The sequence below is a fragment of the Mycolicibacterium arenosum genome (assembly GCF_024320865.1).
GTDB lineage: Bacteria > Actinomycetota > Actinomycetes > Mycobacteriales > Mycobacteriaceae > Mycobacterium > Mycobacterium arenosum.
In genome coordinates, this window is the sequence record NZ_JANDBD010000001.1 from 141,357 (window position 1) to 158,730 (window position 17,374).

Annotated in this window: 15 protein-coding genes; 11 read left to right on the plus strand and 4 right to left on the minus strand. The window is 69.1% G+C overall.

The features are described from left to right. Positions 1-54: 54 nt before the first annotated feature. The 4 genes from NM203_RS00730 (at position 55) to NM203_RS00745 (ending at position 5,509) form a co-directional block, all read left to right on the plus strand. Complete coding sequence (locus NM203_RS00730; protein WP_255057671.1) at positions 55-459, plus strand: hypothetical protein; 405 nt, start codon at positions 55-57, stop codon at positions 457-459. Further along, entirely contained in the window at positions 456-863 is a 408-nt protein-coding gene (locus tag NM203_RS00735; RefSeq protein ID WP_255057672.1) for a hypothetical protein, read from the plus strand. The genes NM203_RS00730 and NM203_RS00735 overlap by 4 nt, the downstream gene beginning before the upstream one ends. A 183-nt stretch (positions 864-1,046) precedes the next feature. Continuing rightward, positions 1,047-5,192 (plus strand): SpoIIE family protein phosphatase, encoded by a 4,146-nt coding sequence (locus tag NM203_RS00740; RefSeq protein WP_255057673.1) that lies wholly within the window; start codon positions 1,047-1,049, stop codon positions 5,190-5,192. After that, positions 5,192-5,509, plus strand: coding sequence for an STAS domain-containing protein (locus NM203_RS00745; protein WP_255057674.1), 318 nt, complete (start codon positions 5,192-5,194; stop codon positions 5,507-5,509). The genes NM203_RS00740 and NM203_RS00745 overlap by 1 nt, the downstream gene beginning before the upstream one ends. A 6-nt stretch (positions 5,510-5,515) precedes the next feature. Here NM203_RS00745 and coaA read toward each other — a convergent pair whose 3' ends face one another. Further along, positions 5,516-6,454, minus strand: coding sequence for a type I pantothenate kinase (gene coaA / locus NM203_RS00750; protein WP_255057675.1), 939 nt, complete (start codon positions 6,452-6,454; stop codon positions 5,516-5,518). A gap of 30 nt (positions 6,455-6,484) precedes the next feature. Between coaA and NM203_RS00755 the strand changes: the two genes are divergently transcribed. The 6 genes from NM203_RS00755 (at position 6,485) to NM203_RS00780 (ending at position 13,738) form a co-directional block, all read left to right on the plus strand. After that, the gene (locus NM203_RS00755) at positions 6,485-7,726 is read left to right on the plus strand and encodes a DUF885 domain-containing protein (protein ID WP_255057676.1); all 1,242 of its coding nucleotides are present in this window, start codon (positions 6,485-6,487) and stop codon (positions 7,724-7,726) included. Between the two features lie 24 nt (positions 7,727-7,750). After that, a complete protein-coding gene (locus NM203_RS00760; RefSeq protein ID WP_255057677.1) occupies positions 7,751-9,214 on the plus strand; it encodes a glycine hydroxymethyltransferase in 1,464 nt (487 codons plus the stop codon). Between the two features lie 49 nt (positions 9,215-9,263). Next, positions 9,264-10,088 carry an acyl-ACP desaturase gene (locus NM203_RS00765; RefSeq protein WP_255057678.1) on the plus strand — a complete coding sequence of 275 codons (825 nt, stop codon included), beginning with the start codon at positions 9,264-9,266 and terminating at the stop codon, positions 10,086-10,088. A gap of 194 nt (positions 10,089-10,282) precedes the next feature. Beyond that, positions 10,283-11,596 carry an RNA 5'-3' helicase PhoH2 gene (locus NM203_RS00770; protein WP_255057679.1) on the plus strand — a complete coding sequence of 438 codons (1,314 nt, stop codon included), beginning with the start codon at positions 10,283-10,285 and terminating at the stop codon, positions 11,594-11,596. 9 nt (positions 11,597-11,605) lie between these two features. After that, positions 11,606-12,499, plus strand: a complete 894-nt coding sequence (locus tag NM203_RS00775) for a polysaccharide deacetylase family protein (protein WP_255057680.1) — start codon at positions 11,606-11,608, stop codon at positions 12,497-12,499. 6 nt (positions 12,500-12,505) lie between these two features. Beyond that, positions 12,506-13,738 (plus strand): cation:proton antiporter domain-containing protein, encoded by a 1,233-nt coding sequence (locus NM203_RS00780; protein WP_255057681.1) that lies wholly within the window; start codon positions 12,506-12,508, stop codon positions 13,736-13,738. Here NM203_RS00780 and NM203_RS00785 read toward each other — a convergent pair. From NM203_RS00785 to glpX, 3 genes are read right to left on the minus strand one after another with little or no spacing between them, the layout of a single operon-like run. Then, positions 13,674-14,135 carry a nuclear transport factor 2 family protein gene (locus NM203_RS00785; protein WP_255057682.1) on the minus strand — a complete coding sequence of 154 codons (462 nt, stop codon included), beginning with the start codon at positions 14,133-14,135 and terminating at the stop codon, positions 13,674-13,676. The two genes, NM203_RS00780 and NM203_RS00785, sit on opposite strands and share 65 nt — an antisense overlap. Then, positions 14,132-15,565 (minus strand): class II fumarate hydratase, encoded by a 1,434-nt coding sequence (locus tag NM203_RS00790; RefSeq protein ID WP_255057683.1) that lies wholly within the window; start codon positions 15,563-15,565, stop codon positions 14,132-14,134. The genes NM203_RS00785 and NM203_RS00790 overlap by 4 nt, the downstream gene beginning before the upstream one ends. Positions 15,566-15,606: 41 nt before the next feature. Next, on the minus strand, positions 15,607-16,632 hold the full coding sequence (gene glpX, locus NM203_RS00795) for a class II fructose-bisphosphatase (protein WP_255057684.1): 1,026 nt from the start codon (positions 16,630-16,632) through the stop codon (positions 15,607-15,609). A gap of 91 nt (positions 16,633-16,723) precedes the next feature. Here glpX and NM203_RS00800 point away from each other — a divergent pair, with 91 nt between their 5' ends. Next, positions 16,724-17,368 (plus strand): DUF4245 domain-containing protein, encoded by a 645-nt coding sequence (locus NM203_RS00800; protein WP_255058266.1) that lies wholly within the window; start codon positions 16,724-16,726, stop codon positions 17,366-17,368. Positions 17,369-17,374 lie beyond the last annotated feature (6 nt).

Consider the following 17,374-nt stretch of genomic DNA (forward strand, 5'->3'; position numbering starts at 1 on the left):
TAGGTCCTCACGCCCCCGCACCGGTTCTCCTCACCCACGATGAAAGGAACACCGATGACCGCCACCACCGCCAACGTCGTCACCGCGAGGGACTCGTTGCTACGCAACGCCATCCGCGCCGACGCCGTCATCAGCGGATTGACTGGGCTCGCTGGACTCGCCTTTGCGCGAAACATAGCCGAGATCTCCGGTACCACAGCAGCATTCGAGTTCATCGTGTCCGCATCCTTCGTCGTGATCGGCGCGGTGTTCCTCGGACTTTCGATGCGGGCCTCGGTGCGCTCAGCCGGCAGGGTCCTCGCGATCGGCAACCTGATATTCGCCGTCGTTGCGATCGTTTTCGTGCTCATCAAGGTGTTTCCCCTCACCACGACGGGTGTCGTGCTGACGATCGGCACCGCGGCCTACACAGCGGTGATCGGCGTCGTGCAGTACATCGGCTTGCGCCGTATCGGATGAGCTCCGTGACCGCCACTCTCACCCGCACGCCCTCTCGCCTGCTGCGCTTCGCGATGCGACTCGACGCCGGCCTGGTCGGCCTGGTGGGCATCCCGTTCGTCGCCTTGGCCGGGCAGCTCGAAGCGCTGACGGGGGTGCCACGGGCCTGGGATCTGGGCTTCGGAATCGTCTTCCTCGTCTACTGCGCGGTGTTCTATCCGCTCGCCGGTCGCGCGAACGTCCGTCCCGGCGGCGTCGCCATCGTCGTGGCCAACGCGCTCTTCACCGTGCTCTTCCTCGGGTTGGCCGCCGCGAGCGGATGGCCGCTGACGAGTTGGGGTTACGCGCTGCTGATCGCCGGGGCCGGCTACACCGCCGTGATCGGCGCCGTTCAGTACGCGGGACTGCGACGCATAACGGTCTGACGTCCGATCGGCGCCGCCTGGTTCGGCGGGTCGCTCAGCGGGAATCCCGCCCGCCGTGACCAACCCGCTGCGTACCCCGTTCTCGACCACCGCGCGGCGTCCGCCGAATAACATGGCGGCGACGGCGACGCGCCGCAGGCGGAGAGGTTACCGGGTGCCGGTGCAGGTGATGGGCGGGATCCGTTGAGCGACGGCGTGCCTGCGGTGTTCGCCGCGGATGCCGAGGTCGGCCGGGCCCTCGCGGCCGTCGACTGGGCGGCGACTCCGCTGGGACCACCATCGGAGTGGCCGCAGAGCCTGCAGACGGCGGTCGGCATTCTGCTGTCGTCGCGCTTCTCGATGTGGATGGCGTGGGGCCCGGAGCTGACGTTCTTCTGCAACGACGCGTACCGGCGCGACACGTTGGGGGACAAGTACCCGTGGGCGCTGGGGCGGCCCGCGCCCGAGGTGTGGGCGGAGATCTGGACGGACGTCGCGTCGCGCGTGGAGCGGGTGCTGTCCGCAGGCGAGGCGACGTGGGATGAGGCGCTGCTGCTGTTCCCGGAGCGCACGGGGTACCCGGAGGAGACCTACCACACGTTCTCCTACAGCCCGCTGCGCGACGAGTCGAACGACGTGGTCGGTTTGCTCTGCGTCGTCAGCGAGGACACCGACCGGGTGATCGGCGAGCGGCGGATGGCCACGCTGCGCGACCTCGGGTCGGACCTGAGCGTCGTTCGCACCGAACGGCAGATCCTCGATTTCGCCGCGGAGCAGCTGAGCCGCAATCTGCGCGACCTGCCCTTCACGTTGACCTACCTCCGTGCCGACGACGGGCACCTGCACCTCGCCGGTGTCAGCGGCATGCCGGCGGGAGCTCCCGCGCATCCCGCGGCGCCGCCGGTGCTGGCGATCGACGACGACACGATCTGGCCGGTGTCGTCGGCGATGCGGGGCGATTCGGTGCTGGTCGATCTCGCCGGCGCCGGGTACGACGGGCTGCCGACGGGCGCCTGGCAGCACCGGCCGACGCAGGCCCTGGTCGCCCCGCTCCTTCAGCAGGGCGGTGCCCCGACCGGATTCCTGGTCGCCGGGCTGAATCAGCACCGCCCCGTCGACGAGGCCTACCGAGGCTTCGTCGACCTGGTGGCCGGGCACATCGCAGCCGGGGTCGGCAGTGCCAGGAGCTTCCGCGCCCAGGAACAGCGAGCCGAGGAACTCGCGGAACTCGACAGTGCGAAGACCACCTTCTTCTCCAACGTCAGCCACGAGTTCCGCACCCCGCTGACGCTGATCCTGGGCCCGGTCGACGAACTGCGCCGGCGGCCGGGACTCGACGAGGAGGCCCGACACGAGCTGGAGCTCGTCTATCGCAACGGAGCACGCCTGTCGAAGCTGGTGAACACGCTTCTCGACTTCTCCCGTATCCAGGCGGGGCGCATGCACGCGCGGTTCGAACCCGTCGACCTCTCCGAGGTGACCGCCGAACTGGCGAGCGTGTTCCGATCGGCGGTCGACCGGGCCGGGCTGGCGTTCACCGTCGACTGCCGCCCGCTGGGCGAACCGGTCCTCGTCGACCGCGACATGTGGGAGAAGGTGGTGCTGAACCTGCTGTCGAACGCCCTGAAGTTCACGCTCGAGGGGTCGATCGCGATCCGTGTCGAGCGCGACGGGGCGGACGCCGTGGTGATCGTGTCCGACACCGGTGTGGGGATCGCCGCGTCGGACATGTCGCAGCTGTTCGAGCGCTTCCACCGCATCGAGACCGCCCGTGCGAGGTCCACCGAGGGCAGCGGTATCGGGCTGGCCCTGGTGAGGGAACTGGTCAACCTGCACGGCGGATCGATCGTCGCGCGCAGCGGTCAGGGGGAGGGGACAACGTTCACCGTCCGGCTGCCGTTCGGCACGGCGCACCTGCCCTCCGACGAGATCGTTCCGGCGGACAGCGTGCGTTCGGTGGCGGGCAGCGTCGACCCCTACCTGCAGGAGGCGCTGCGGTGGCTGCCCTCTGACGGTGACACCCCCGGCGAGGCCGGGACGGTCGCCGCAGTCACCGGGATCGCCGGAACCGACTCGCCCACCACGGTTCTCGTCGCCGACGACAACGCGGACATGCGCGACTACCTGACTCACCTGCTCCGCGGCGCCGGGTACCGCGTGTCGTCGGTGAACGACGGGGCCGAGGCGCTCGACGCCGTCCGGAGACATCCGCCGGACCTCGTCATCAGCGATGTGATGATGCCCCGCCTCGACGGTCTGCAGCTGCTGGCGGCGTTGCGCGCGGAATCCCGCACCGCCGCGCTACCCGTCCTGCTGCTCTCGGCCCGAGCCGGTCAGGAGGCGTCGATCGAGGGCCTTCAGGCGGGTGCCGACGACTACCTGGTCAAGCCGTTCGCGGCGGCGGAACTGCTCGCCAGAGTGCGCGCCAACGTCGAGATGGCGCGTTTGCGCACCAGGCACGCCCGCTGGCGCAGTGCCCTGGTGGACTCGCTGCAGGAGGCCTTCTTCGTGTGCGACGCTACGGGTGCCGTCGTCGAGATCAACACCGCCTTCACCGACATCCTCGGATTCGACCAGAGCGGTATGCCCTACGCGTCGCCGCAGCCGTGGTGGCCGAGGGAGGAGACCGACCCCGAGGCGTTCCGGCAGTGCGTGGAGGCGTTCAGCGGCCTGGTGAACCAGGGGCAGGGGACGTACACGGTGCCGGTCGATCACCGCGACGGGCACCGGCTGTGGATCAGCGTCAGCTTCAATCACGCCGAGGACGGCGAGACCGGCAGGCGCGTCATGGTGGGGACGTTCCGCGACGTCACCGCCGAGCACTTCGCGGTTCAACGAACGGCAGCCCTCGCCGAGCTGAATCAGCAACTGGCGCAATCGGATACGCTCGATGCCGCGATTTCAGGCGCTGCCGAGGTGATTCGGGCGGTGTGGCATGCGCGCAGCGTGCTGGCGATCACGTTCTCGAAGGACTCCGGAACCGGTACCGAACGTCCCGAATCCGTCTGCGCCGGTGAGCCGTTCGGTTGGGACGACCTCGACGACGCGGCGCGGCAACGGGTCCTGGCCCTGCGCGACGGCGCCCTGCTCACCCCGGACATGGAACAGCCGGGCAGTGCGGGCGTCGCGCTTCAGCAGCCGCTGGGCGTGCTGGTCCTCTGGGTCGAGCTGGGCGAGAACCGGCCCTTCTCCGCAGCGGACCAGACGCTGCTGACGGTGCTGGCGGGCCGGCTGGCTCAGGGGCTGCATCGGGTGCACCAGCTCGATCAGCAGCGCGAGACGGCGCTGGCACTACAGCACGCCATCCTCGGCCCGGAACTGCTGCCCGGTGGGTTCGCCGTCCGCTATCTCCCCGCGAGCAGCCCACTGCAGGTCGGCGGCGACTGGTACGACGTGGTGGATCTCGACGACGGGCGCATCGCGCTCATCGTCGGCGACTGCGTCGGTCACGGGCTGGCGGCGGCGACGGTGATGGGGCAGCTGCGGAGTGCGTGCCGGGCCCTGCTGCTCGAGCAGAGGAGCCCCGCGGCAGCGCTGACGGCACTGGATCGTTTCGCGGCGCGGCTTCCCGGCGCCGAGTGCACCACCGCCTTCTGCGCGGTGCTGTCACCCGACACCGGCGAGTTGGTGTACTCCAGTGCGGGCCACCCGCCCGCGGTCCTGGTCCGCTCCGACAGGTCCACCCAGCTACTCGACGGCGGGCGTGGCCTGCCGCTGGCCCTGCGGCCCAAAAGGACTCGCCCCGAGGCGCGTATCACGCTGCCGCCACGCGCCACCGTACTGCTCTACACCGACGGTCTGGTCGAGCGCCGGGACGCCCCGATCGACGTGGGCATCGAGCGCGTCGCGCAACTCCTGGGGGAGGGCAGTGCGGACGGGCTGAACGACATCGCGGATCGCATCGTCGGAGCGTTGACGCCCGACGACGGCTACCAGGACGACGTGGCCCTGCTCGCCTACCGGCAGCCCGCTCCGCTCGCCCTCGAGTTCCCGGCGAGCCAGGACGCCGTGGCCAGCACGCGCGGCGAACTGCGCGCGTGGCTCACCCGGTCCGGGGTGGAACCCGAACTGCTGACCGACGTGCTGATCGCGGCGGGCGAGGCGGTCGCCAACTCGATCGAACACGGCCACCGAGACAGTCCGCAGGGGTTGATCACCCTGCACGCGGACACGTTCGGCGACGTCCTTCGGGTCACCGTCGCGGACACCGGATCATGGAAGCCCCAGCAGGCTCCCCCGAACCTCGCCAGAGGAAGGGGACTGCACCTGATGCGCGGCCTCATGCACGACGTCGAGATCCAATCCGGTGCATCCGGTACCACGGTCCACCTGAACGCGAGGATCGCCTGATGGCCACGCCGCTGACGCTCAACACCGACCGCACCTCGGACGGCGTGCCGAGGGTGGTTGTCGCCGGTGAGATCGACATGACGAACGTCGCGGTGTTCGCCGACGCGCTGACCGAGGCCGCCGAGTCGGCCGACCGCGGCGGCGCCGTCGCGGTCGACCTGGCCGCGGTGAAGTATCTCGACAGCGCGGCCATCAACGCGTTGTTCGCGCAGACGGACCGCGTCGCCCGGATGCATCTCGTCGTCCACCCGTTCCTGATGCCGGTGCTGCGCATCAGTGGTCTCGGCGAGCTCGCCACCATCGAACCCGCGTCCTGACCGAAATCACAGCTTGCGCAGGCGCAACCGATTGATCGAGTGGTCGGAGTCCTTGCGCAGAACCAGCGTGGCCCGCGGGCGCGTCGGCAGGATGTTGTCGATGAGATTCGGCCGGTTGATCGAATGCCAGATGTCGCGCGCGGCGAAGATCGCCTGATCGTCGGTCAGCGTCGAGTAGTGGTGGAAGTGCGACTGCGGGTCGGCGAACGCGCCGGCGCGCATCGCCAGGAACCGCGACACGTACCAGCCCTCGATGTCCTCGATGCGCGCGTCGACGTACACCGAGAAGTCGAACAGGTCCGACACCATCAGCGCGGGTCCGGTCTGCAGCACGTTGAGGCCCTCGAGGATCAGGATGTCCGGGTGCCGGGTGACCAGCTTCTCGCCCTTGACGATGTCGTACAGCAGATGCGAGTAGACGGGTGCGCACACCTGATCGGCGCCCGACTTCACCGCGGTGACGAACCGCATCAGGGCGCGGCGGTCGTAGCTCTCCGGGAAACCCTTCCGGTGCATGATGTTCCGTCGGGCCAGCTCGGCGTTCGGGTAGAGGAAGCCGTCGGTGGTCACCAGGTCGACGCGGGGGTGGTGCTCCCAGCGGGCCAGCAGCGCCTGCAGCACGCGGGCCGTCGTCGACTTGCCGACGGCGACGCTGCCCGCGACGCCGATGATGAACGGCACCGGCCGGTCGGGGTTCTGCTCCGCCTCGCCGAGGAACTCCGCCGTCGACGCGTACAGCCGTTGCCGCGCGGCCACCTGCAGGTGAATCAACCGCGCCAACGGCAGGTACACCTCTTCAACCTCGAGCAGGTCGACCTGCTCTCCGAGGCCTCGCAGTCCCCTGAGCTCGCTCTCCGTCAACTTCAACGGAGTGGACATGCGCAGTGAGCGCCATTGACTCCGGTCGAACTCGACGTACGGGCTCGGCTCGCTCGTCCGCGCCATGCGCCCAGTCTTGCACTTACGCTCGGGGGCATGGACGCCACCACCGTGATCGGCGAGTACCTGAAGCTCGGGCTGAGGTTCGACCGAATCGAAGAGGGCTACGTCGACTCGTTCACCGGGGACCCCGCGTTGCGTGCCGCCGTGGCCGACGAACCCGCGCCCGACCCCGCCGAGCTGGCCAGGCAGGCCGACCGATTGATCGGCGAGGTGGCCGCGGTGGACAGCTCGGGGGGCCTCGAGGCGCAGCGCGCCGACTACCTGACGGCGCACCTGCGGGCGCTGGCGTGCGCGGGGCGGAAGTTCGCGGGCGAGGACGTCGGCTTCGTCGACGAGGTGCGCGAGTACTTCGACGTCGAGATCCGCAAGGGTGACCCCGACACGTACCGCGAGGCGCACCGGAAGCTAGACGAGGCGATCGGCGGCAGCGGTCCGCTCGCCGAGCGCATGCAGGCCCACCGGACATCGGAGGAGATCCCGCCCGAGCGCCTCGAGGAGTGCATCCACGCCTTCTCCAGCGCGCTGCGCGACCGGGTGCGCGCCGAGTATCCGCTGCCCGACTCCGAGACCATCACCTACGAGATCGTCACCGACAAGCCGTGGTCGGGGTTCAACTACTACGAGGGCGACTACCGCTCCACGGTCGCGGTCAACGCCGACCTCAAGCAGCAGATGTCGAACCTGCCGCGGCTCGTCGCACACGAGTCCTATCCCGGCCACCACACCGAGCACTGCCGCAAGGAGTTAGGGCTGGTCGCCGGACGGAATCAGACCGAGCAGACGATCTTCCTGGTCAACACCCCGCAGTGCCTGATGGCGGAGGGCCTGGCCGACCTGGCGCTGTACGCGGCGATCGGCGACGGGGCGAGCGAAGCGACGGGGGGTCACGCAGGGTGGGGGCCGTGGGCCGCCGAGATCTACGCCGACCTGGGCCTGCGCTTCGACGGCGAGCGCGCCGCGGCCGTCTCCGAGGCGGCCGCCGCGCTGGCCGACGTGCGCCAGGACGCCGCGCTGATGCTGCACGACGAGCACCGCGACGTCGACGACGTCGTCGCGTTCCTGCAGCGCTGGCAGCTGACGAGCGAGGCGCGCGCCCGGCAGTCGATGAAGTTCCTGAGTTCGCCGCTGTGGCGGGCGTACACGTCGACCTACGTCGAGGGGTACCGGCTGTTGCGGGGCTGGCTGGACGCCCGGCCGGCCGACGTGTCGCTGACCGACCGCTTCGGCCGGCTGCTCGACGAGCCGCTGGTGCCGTCGGCGTTGCGGGCCGCCTGAGGGCCGGGGGATAGGCTGGGCGCCATGACTGCACAGGTTTCGACAGGCCTCGGCGCCGAGTACGCCGACACCGCCAGCGCCGCCTACCGTTCCGCGCTCGAGGTCATCGAGCAGGTCGAGCCCCGCATCGCCGCCGCGACGCGCAAAGAGCTTGCCGACCAACGGGATTCGCTCAAGCTGATCGCCAGCGAGAACTACGCCTCGCCCGCCGTCCTGCTGACCATGGGCACCTGGTTCTCCGACAAGTACGCCGAGGGCACCATCGGGCACCGCTTCTATGCCGCCTGCCAGAACGTCGACACCGTCGAGGCGCTGGCCGCCGAACACGCGCGCGAGCTGTTCGGGGCGCCGTACGCCTACGCGCAGCCGCACTCCGGTATCGACGCGAACCTCGTCGCTTTCTGGGCCATCCTCGCCACCCGCATCGAGGCGCCGGAACTCGCGACGCTGGGCGCCAAGAACGTCAACGACCTGTCGGAGGCGGACTGGGAGAAGCTGCGCGCCAAGCTCGGCAATCAGCGCCTGCTCGGCATGTCGCTGGACACCGGCGGTCACCTCACGCACGGCTTCCGGCCCAACATCTCCGGCAAGATGTTCTACCAGCGCAGCTACGGCACCGACCCGACGACCGGGATCATCGACTACGACGCGGTCGCCGCTGCGGCCCGCGAGTTCAAGCCGCTGATCCTCGTCGCCGGCTACTCCGCGTATCCGCGCCGGGTGAACTTCGCCAAGATGCGTGAGATCGCCGACGAGGTGGGCGCCACCCTGATGGTCGACATGGCGCACTTCGCCGGCTTGGTCGCGGGCAAGGTGTTCACCGGCGACGAGGATCCGGTGCCGCACGCGCACGTCACCACGACGACGACGCACAAGTCGCTGCGCGGCCCGCGCGGCGGCCTGGTGCTGGCCACCGAGGAGTACTCCGCCGCCGTGGACAAGGGGTGCCCGATGGTGCTCGGCGGCCCGCTGTCCCACGTCATGGCCGCCAAGGCCGTCGCACTCGCCGAGGCGCGCCAGCCCGCGTTCCGCGACTACGCCCAGAACATCGCCGACAACGCCAAGGCGCTCGCCGAGGGCTTCCTCAAGCGCGGCGCCACGCTGGTCACCGGCGGCACCGACAACCACATCGTGCTGCTCGACGTGCAGTCGTTCGGAGTCACCGGCCGCCAGGCCGAATCGGCGCTGCTCGACGCGGGCGTCGTCACCAACCGCAACTCGATCCCGAACGACCCGAACGGCGCCTGGTACTCCAGCGGCATCCGCTTCGGCACCCCGGCGCTGACCACGCGCGGTTTCACCGCCGCGGACTTCGACAAGGTCGCCGAACTGGTCGTCGAGGTGCTGAAGAACACAAGCGCAGCGGCGGGCACCGCTGGACCCTCCAAGGCGAAGTACACGATCGCCGACGGGGTCGCCGACCGCGTGAAGGCCGCGTCCGCCGAACTGCTCGCCGCCAACCCGCTGTACCCCGGTTTGACACTCTGACCGCGCGTCCGATTTCTAGAAACGTGTGTCCATTGGTTACAGTTACCTCATGGCACAGAAACCGGTTGCTAACGCGCTGATCCTCGAGCTCGAGCCGGTCGTCGAGCGGGAGCTCAACCGACATCTCGATACGCAGGAAGCGTGGTACGCCCACGACTACGTCCCGTTCGACCAGGGCGAGAACTTCGCGTTCCTCGGCGGAAAGGACTGGGACGAGTCCCAGACGTCGCTGCCCCGGCACATCACCGACGCGATCGAGATCCTGCTGATCATCAAGGACAACGTCGCCGGCTATCACCGCGAGTTCGTCGAGCACTTCCTGCTCGAGAAGAAGTGGGGCCGCTGGATGGGCCGCTGGACCGCCGAGGAGCATCTGCACGCCATCGCGCTGCGCAACTACCTCGTCGTGACCCGTGAGGTCGATCCCACCGCCAACGAGGACGTCCGCGTCGAGCACGTGATGAAGGGCTACCGGGCCGACACCCTCAGCCAGATCGAGACGCTGGTGTTCATGGCGTTCTTCGAGCGCTCGCACGCCGTTTACACCCGCAACCTGCAGGCGCAGATCGAGGAGCCGCTGCTCAACGCGCTCGTCGGCAGGATCGCGCGCGACGAGGAGCGCCACGAGGAGTTCTTCTCGAACCTGGTGGCGCACTGCCTCACCTACGAGCGCGACGAGACCATCGCGGCCATCGCGAGCCGGGCCGCCGAACTCGCCGTCGTCGGTGCCGACATCGACGCCTACGCCGACAAGCGCAAGGCCGTCGCCGACGCCGGGATCTTCGACGAGGCCAAGCTGCGCACGGTGATCTCCGACCGCATCAGGGCCTGGGGCGTGGCCGACGAGCCCGCTCTCGTTCAGTTCACCCAGTAGTCACATTCCGATCACGGCGCGCCGGAAGGCGGGCACGCGGATGCCGGAGTAGCGTCGTTTTCGATGGCTAGCGAATTGCTCTGCTGTCCGGGCGGTACCCGTCGATTCGTCGAGAACGGGACCGGCCCCGGTCCTGGTACCGCTTGCGTCCGCCTAGGGAATCCCGCGGGGGCCGCGGGACCGAGGAGCGCCACGTGACTGATACGTCCATCCGGACTTATGTGCTCGACACCTCCGTCCTGCTGTCCGACCCCTGGGCCTGCACCCGGTTCGCGGAACACGAGGTCGTCGTCCCACTGGTCGTCATCAGTGAACTCGAGGCGAAACGCCACCATCACGAACTCGGCTGGTTCGCCCGGCAGGCGCTGCGCATGTTCGACGATCTCCGTCTCGAGCACGGACGCCTGGATCAGCCCATTCCCGTTGGAACCCAGGGCGGTACGTTGCAGGTCGAGCTCAACCACAGCGACCCCACCGTGTTGCCCGCGGGCTTCCGCACCGACAGCAACGACGCACGCATCCTCACCGTCGCGGCCAACCTCGCGGCCGAGGGCAAGCACGTGACATTGATCAGCAAGGACATTCCGCTGCGCGTGAAGGCGGGCGCGGTCGGCCTCTCCGCCGACGAGTACCACGCCCAGGACGTGGTGACGTCCGGCTGGACGGGGATGGCCGAGCTCGAGGTCTCCAGCGAGGAGATCGACACGCTGTTCGACGCGGGTGAGATGGATCTGGTCGAGGCCCGAGACCTGCCGTGCCACACCGGTGTTCGGCTGCTCGGCGGCACGTCGTCGGCACTGGGCCGGGTCAACGCCGAGAAGCGGGTCCAGCTGGTACGCGGTGATCGCGAGGTGTTCGGCCTCCGGGGAAGGTCAGCCGAACAGCGCGTCGCCCTCGACCTGCTGCTCGACGAGTCGGTGGGCATCGTGTCCCTCGGCGGTAAGGCGGGCACCGGTAAGTCCGCGCTCGCGCTGTGCGCTGGACTGGAGGCGGTGCTCGAACGCCGCACCCAGCGCAAGGTCGTCGTCTTCCGCCCGCTGTACGCCGTCGGCGGCCAGGATCTCGGATACCTGCCCGGCAGCGAGAGCGAGAAGATGGGGCCGTGGGCGCAGGCCGTCTTCGACACCCTCGAGGGACTGGCCAGCCCGGCGGTGCTGGAGGAGGTGCTGTCGCGCGGCATGCTCGAAGTGCTTCCGCTCACCCACATCCGCGGGCGGTCGCTGCACGACTCGTTCGTGATCGTCGACGAGGCGCAGTCGCTGGAGCGCAACGTGCTGCTGACCGTGCTGTCGCGGCTCGGTGCGGGATCGCGGGTGGTGCTCACCCACGACGTGGCCCAGCGCGACAACCTGCGCGTCGGCAGGCACGACGGTGTCGCCGCCGTGATCGAGAAGCTCAAGGGGCACCCGCTGTTCGCCCACATCACGCTGCTGCGCAGTGAGCGGTCCCCGATCGCGGCGCTGGTCACCGAGATGCTGGAGGAGTTCAGCCCCGGCGCCCTGCCGTAGGATCTCCGGGTGCGCAAGCGGACCGACTCGTCGACGTGGACGTACTGGCGGATGGTCGTCGGCGTCTGCGCCGGCGTCGCGATCGTGGTCATCGGCAGCCTGACCGGGCACGTCCGGGTCACCTCGACCGCGGAGGCCGCCGAAGACGTCGACTGCGCGGTGGTCAAGTGCGTGGCGCTGACATTCGACGACGGGCCGTCGCCCTACACCGACCGGCTGCTGCAGATCCTGAAGGACAACGACGCCGCGGCGACGTTCTTCCTGATCGGCAACAAAGTCGCGGCCAACCCGGCGGGGGCCAAGCGCATCGCCGACGCGGGCATGGAGGTGGGCAGTCACACCTGGGAGCACCCCAACATGACGACGATCCCGCCCGAGGACATCCCCGCTCAGTTCAGTAGAGCCAACGACGCGATCGAGGCGGCCATCGGCCAGCGGCCCACGCTGGTCCGCACGGCGGGCGGGCTCATCAACGATCAGGTGCTCGCGGAGGCGGGTAGGCAGGGGCTCGCCGACATCAACTGGGACGTCATCCCGTTCGACTGGGCCAACGACGCCAACACCGGTGCGACGCGCACGTTGCTGATGAGTCAGATCAAACCCGGTGCTGTCGTCCTCTTTCACGACACCTACTCGTCGACGGTCGACCTGGTGTACCAGTTCATCCCCGTGCTGAAGGCCAACGGCTACCACCTCGTCACGGTCAGCCACATGCTCGGCCCGCGCGCCCCCGGAACGGTGTACGGCAGCCGGGAGAACGGCCCACCCGTCAACGAACTCGTCGACATCCCCGCCGCGAACCTCCCGGCGCTGCCGAACACACCGTCGCCGGCGCCGATGCCGAACCTCCCGATCACCGACATCCCGAACCAGAACTCGGGTGGCCCGAACAACGGGAGCTGACCGCCCATGACGGGTGAGACCGCGTTCTTCCTGACGCTGTTGGTGCTCTGCTACGCGGGGGTGTCCGGGGTCGTCGCGCGCTGGTACTTCGCGCCCGCGCTGGTGTTCGTGCTCGTCGGAATGGCGTTGGGTCCCTTCGGTGTCGGGGTGCTCGACGTCGGTGACGATGCGCAGTCGTTCGCGGTGGCCGCCCAGTTGGCGCTGACCGTGATCCTGTTCAACCAGGCCGCCGAACTCGACCTGTCGGCCGTCGTGCGCAGGCGGTCGGTGACGTTCCGGCTGCTGGTCGTCGGAATCCCGTTGGCGCTCACCCTCGGTACCGTGACGGCGCTGCTGGTGCTGCCGGTGATGCCGCTGTGGGAGGCCGTGTGCCTGGCGGCCATCGTCGCACCGACCGAGGTGGCGCTGCTCCACTCGCTGCTGGAGAACGAGCGAGTGCCCGAACGGATTCGGCACGCCCTGTCCACGGAGAGCGGCTTCTACGACGGGTTCGCGCTCGCCGCGGTGTTCGCGGCGCTGGCGCTGGCGTCCGACCACACCGAGCCCGATCCGTCGCGGTGGGGCTACTTCCTGCTGCGGACCGAACTGTTGTCGGTCGTGATCGGCGTCGCGGTCGGGGCGCTCGGTGGCTGGGCGATCGCCCGGTCCCGACGGCACGGCTGGATGAACGACACGTGGGCCCAGTTGTCCACCATCGCACTGGCATTGCTGTGCTTCCAGCTCGGTGAGCACGTGCACGCCAGCGGCTTCGTCACCGCATTCGCCGGCGGTCTGATGTTCGCCTACATCGGCAGGCGCATGGAGGTGGCGCCGCAGATGCAGGTCTCCGACGCCGCGGGTCAGCTGATGGAATTGGTGGTGTTCGCGATGTTCGGCGCCTACGCGGTGATCGTCGGCTGGCGCGACGCCACCTGGCGCGTTGTGCTCTTCGCGGTGCTCGCGCTGGTGGTGGTGCGGCTGGTGACGGTGTCCGTCGCGTTGCTCGGCACGGATCTCGTTGTCCGACAGCGCCTTTTCATCGCGTGGTTCGGCCCGCGCGGCATCGGCACGCTGGTGCTGGGCCTGATCGTGGTGGACCGCGGCGAGATCGAGCAAGCCGGGCTCATCACCCAGGTCGTCGTCGTCACCGTGACGCTGAGCCTGGTGCTGCACAGCGCCACGGCGTGGCCGGGGATCAGGTTCCTGACGGGGGAGGGGCCTCCGGCGCCAGCCGAGATCCCGGCGCGAACCCCTCGGTGATCACCCGGCGGCGCTGAAACCGCCAACCGTCGCCGTTCTCCGTGGGTACGACGACGTCGCGGTACGTCCCCCAGTGGTCGAGGCCGCGGGTGCCGATGAACTGGAAGCACGCGTACGTCTTCGCGGTGCCGTCCGCCTGCGGTTCGACGTGGATCGAACTCAGGTGGTGTCGGGCGGGCAGGAAGTCGGCCTCGACGAACTGCCCGCTGGCGCGCGTGAAGAGCCCGAGTACTTCGGTTGGGCCGGTGAAGGTTTCGGCCCCGATCTCCAACACGCCGTCGGGCGCGAACAGCTGGGCCAGACGGTCCACCCTGCCGGTGTCGGCGAGGTACTGGTACGCGTTCAGCAGCGCGGTGACGCCGACCCTCAGGTCAGAAGGACTGCCCGCCTGGCTCAATGCTCTTCGCGCAAGCGCTCATCGACGACCTTGGCCATCGCCAACACGTCGAGCCGCCTGTCCAGCTCGGCCTCGGAGAGCTTGTCGCCGATCAGCCCGCGGTCGATCACCGTCTGGCGGATCGTCTTCTTCTCCTTCAGCGCCTCCTTGGCGACCTTGGCGGCCTCCTCGTAGCCGATCGCGGAGTTCAGTGGCGTCACGATCGAGGGCGACGACTCGGCCAGTTCGCGCAGGTGCGCCTCGTGGGCGATGAGGCCGTCGATGCACTTCTCCGCGAACAGCTTCGACACGTTCGCTAGCAGAGTGAACGACTCGAGGATGTTGCGCGCCATCATCGGGATGTAGACGTTCAGTTCGAAGGCCCCCGACAGGCCGCCGACGGTGACCGCCGCGTCGTTGCCGATGACCTGAGCGGCGACCTGCGTGACCGCTTCGGGGAGAACGGGATTGACCTTACCGGGCATGATCGAGCTACCGGGCTGAAGGTCGGGCAGCTGAATCTCGCCGAGGCCGGTCAGCGGGCCCGACCCCATCCAGCGGATGTCGTTGGCGATCTTCGTCAGTGACACGGCGATGGTCTTGAGCGCACCCGACGCCTCGACCAGTCCGTCACGGGCCGCCTGCGCCTCGAAATGGTCTTCGGCCGGACGCAGTTCGGCGAGGCCGGTGTCGTTCACCAAAACCTCGACCACCTTGTCGCCGAAGCCGTCCGGCGCGTTGAGGCCGGTGCCGACCGCGGTGCCGCCGATGGCGAGCTCACCGAGGCGCGGGAGCGTCGCCTTGACCCGTTCGATACCCGCCTCGACCTGGCGGGCGTACCCGCCGAACTCCTGGCCCAGCGTCACGGGAACCGCGTCCATCAGGTGCGTGCGACCGGACTTGACGACCACCCGCCACTGCCTGGCCTTGGCCGCCAGCGACTCGTGCAGCACCTCGAGCGCCGGAATCAGATGGCGCACAGCGGCTTCCGTGGCCGCGATGTGGGTTGCGGTGGGGAAGGTGTCGTTCGAGCTCTGCGACATGTTGACGTGGTCGTTCGGATGCACCGTCACGCCGTTGGACTCGGCGATGGACGCGATGACCTCGTTCGCGTTCATGTTGGAGCTGGTACCCGAGCCGGTCTGGAACACGTCGATCGGGAACTGGTCGTCGTGCTTGCCGTCGGCGATCTCGGCCGCAGCGGCGATGATGGCGTCGGCCTTCTCCGCGTCGAGCAGGCCGAGGTCCTTGTTCACCTGCGCGCAGGCGCCCTTGAGCAGCCCGAGGGCGCGGATCTGCGTGCGCTCCAGCGGCCGGAACGAGATCGGGAAGTTCTCCACCGCGCGCTGCGTCTGGGCCCGCCAGAGCGCGCTCTTGGGCACCCGGACCTCGCCCATGGTGTCGTGCTCGATGCGGTATTCGACTTGGCCCTCGACAGCGGTGTCGGTCATTGCGCTCCCTGTTCGTCTCTCTGTTGATGCGGGGTTGGGGGTTACGGCAGTGGATAGGCGGCGGTCTTGTCACCGGTGAAGTCGACCGCGGAGTACTCGTTGAGCTTGGAGAGGCGATGGTAGGCGTCGATCATCCGGACGGTGCCGGACTTGCTGCGCATGACGATCGACTGTGTCGTACAACCACCGCCGAAGTACCGAACGCCCTTGAGGAGGTCGCCGTCGGTGACGCCGGTGGCGGAGAAGAAGACGTTCTCGCCGGATACCAGGTCCTCGGTGTGCAGCACGCGGTCCAGATCGTGGCCGGCGTCGATGGCCTTCTGACGCTCGGCGTCGTCGGTGGGCGCCAGTACGGCCTGGATGGCGCCGCCCATGCAGCGGATGGCCGCGGCGGTGATGATGCCCTCGGGGGTGCCGCCGATGCCCGCCAGCATGTCGGTGCCGGAGTCTGGCCGGCACGCCGAGATGGCGCCCGCGACGTCGCCGTCGGAGATCAGCCGGATGCGGGCGCCCGCCTTGCGGACGTCCTCGATCAACTGGGCGTGCCGCGGCCGGTCGAGGACGACCACGGTGATGTCGGCGACCGTGGAATTGCGCACTTTGGCCACCCGGCGGATGTTCTCGCCGATGGGTGCGGTGATGTCGATGACGTCCACGGCGTCCGGACCGACGGCGATCTTGTTCATGTAGAACACGGCGGACGGATCGAACATCGCGCCGCGCTCGGCGACCGCGAGCACCGAGATGGCGTTCGGCATGCCCTTGCTCATCAGCGTGGTGCCGTCGACCGGGTCGACGGCGAAGTCGCAGTCCGGGCCGTCGCCGTTGCCGACCTCCTCGCCGTTGTAGAGCATGGGGGCGTTGTCCTTCTCGCCCTCGCCGATTACCACGACGCCGCGCATCGACACGGAGTTGACCAGCTCGCGCATGGCGTCGACGGCGGCTCCGTCGCCGCCCTCCTTGTCGCCGCGGCCGACCCAGCGGCCCGCCGCCATTGCGCCCGCCTCGGTGACCCGCACCAGTTCGAGTGCCAGGTTGCGGTCCGGGGCTTCACGTCGAGGCGTCATGCGCTGGATTCTCCCATTAGTCGATCCGAGATCGGGACCTGGGATACTGGGACTCGTGACCGCACCTCCGCAACCGCCGCCCGACCCTGGCGTGGCCCAGCAGGCGGTCCCCGTCAAGGCCCCCGATAAGTCCCGGCTTCTGCAGGACGGCCGCGACATGTTCTGGTCGATCGGCCCGCTCGTGCTGGCCTGCGTGGTGCTCGCAGGCGTGCTCGGCATGTGCTCGTTCGCGCCGAGCGGGCCCGGTCCCGGCCCCGCGCCGGTGTACGACGCGCCCGCCGCGCTGCAGGCCGACGCCGACGCGCTGAAGTTCCCGATCCGGGTGCCCGCGCTGCCCGAGGGCTGGCAGGCCAACTCCGGGTCCCGCGGCGGTATCGACGCGGGGCGCACCGACGCCTCGGGTCAGCCGGCGCGCGCGACGATGTCCCGCGTCGGGTATCTGACGCCGACCGGTAGGTACGTGAGCCTGTCGCAGAGCAACGCCGACGAGGCCAGGCTCATGCAGTACTTCGACGGTGGCCTGGTGCCGACGGGCGCGCAGGACGTCGACGGCGTGAACTGGGTCGTCTACGAGGGCGGCAACGCCGAGAGCGAGTACCGCTACCCGGTGTGGACGACGCGGCTGCCCTCGCGTGCGGGTCCGACCCAGATCGCGATTACCGGCGCCGCGGGTACCGACGAGTACCGTACGCTGGCCGCGGCGGTGCAGAAGCAGTCGCCGTTGCCCGTCGGCTAGGAGCCC

Bases quoted from the DNA above. Each gene is read 5' to 3' on its own strand.
- NM203_RS00755 (WP_255057676.1), top strand. From the start codon at position 6,485: ATGGACGCCACCACCGTGATCGGCGAGTACCTGAAGCTCGGGCTGAGG.
- glpX (WP_255057684.1), bottom strand. From the start codon at position 16,632: ATGACGCCTCGACGTGAAGCCCCGGACCGCAACCTGGCACTCGAACTG.
- NM203_RS00780 (WP_255057681.1), top strand. From the start codon at position 12,506: ATGACGGGTGAGACCGCGTTCTTCCTGACGCTGTTGGTGCTCTGCTAC.
- NM203_RS00790 (WP_255057683.1), bottom strand. From the start codon at position 15,565: ATGACCGACACCGCTGTCGAGGGCCAAGTCGAATACCGCATCGAGCAC.
- NM203_RS00730 (WP_255057671.1), top strand. From the start codon at position 55: ATGACCGCCACCACCGCCAACGTCGTCACCGCGAGGGACTCGTTGCTA.
- NM203_RS00765 (WP_255057678.1), top strand. From the start codon at position 9,264: ATGGCACAGAAACCGGTTGCTAACGCGCTGATCCTCGAGCTCGAGCCG.
- NM203_RS00735 (WP_255057672.1), top strand. From the start codon at position 456: ATGAGCTCCGTGACCGCCACTCTCACCCGCACGCCCTCTCGCCTGCTG.
- NM203_RS00760 (WP_255057677.1), top strand. From the start codon at position 7,751: ATGACTGCACAGGTTTCGACAGGCCTCGGCGCCGAGTACGCCGACACC.
- NM203_RS00745 (WP_255057674.1), top strand. From the start codon at position 5,192: ATGGCCACGCCGCTGACGCTCAACACCGACCGCACCTCGGACGGCGTG.
- coaA (WP_255057675.1), bottom strand. From the start codon at position 6,454: ATGGCGCGGACGAGCGAGCCGAGCCCGTACGTCGAGTTCGACCGGAGT.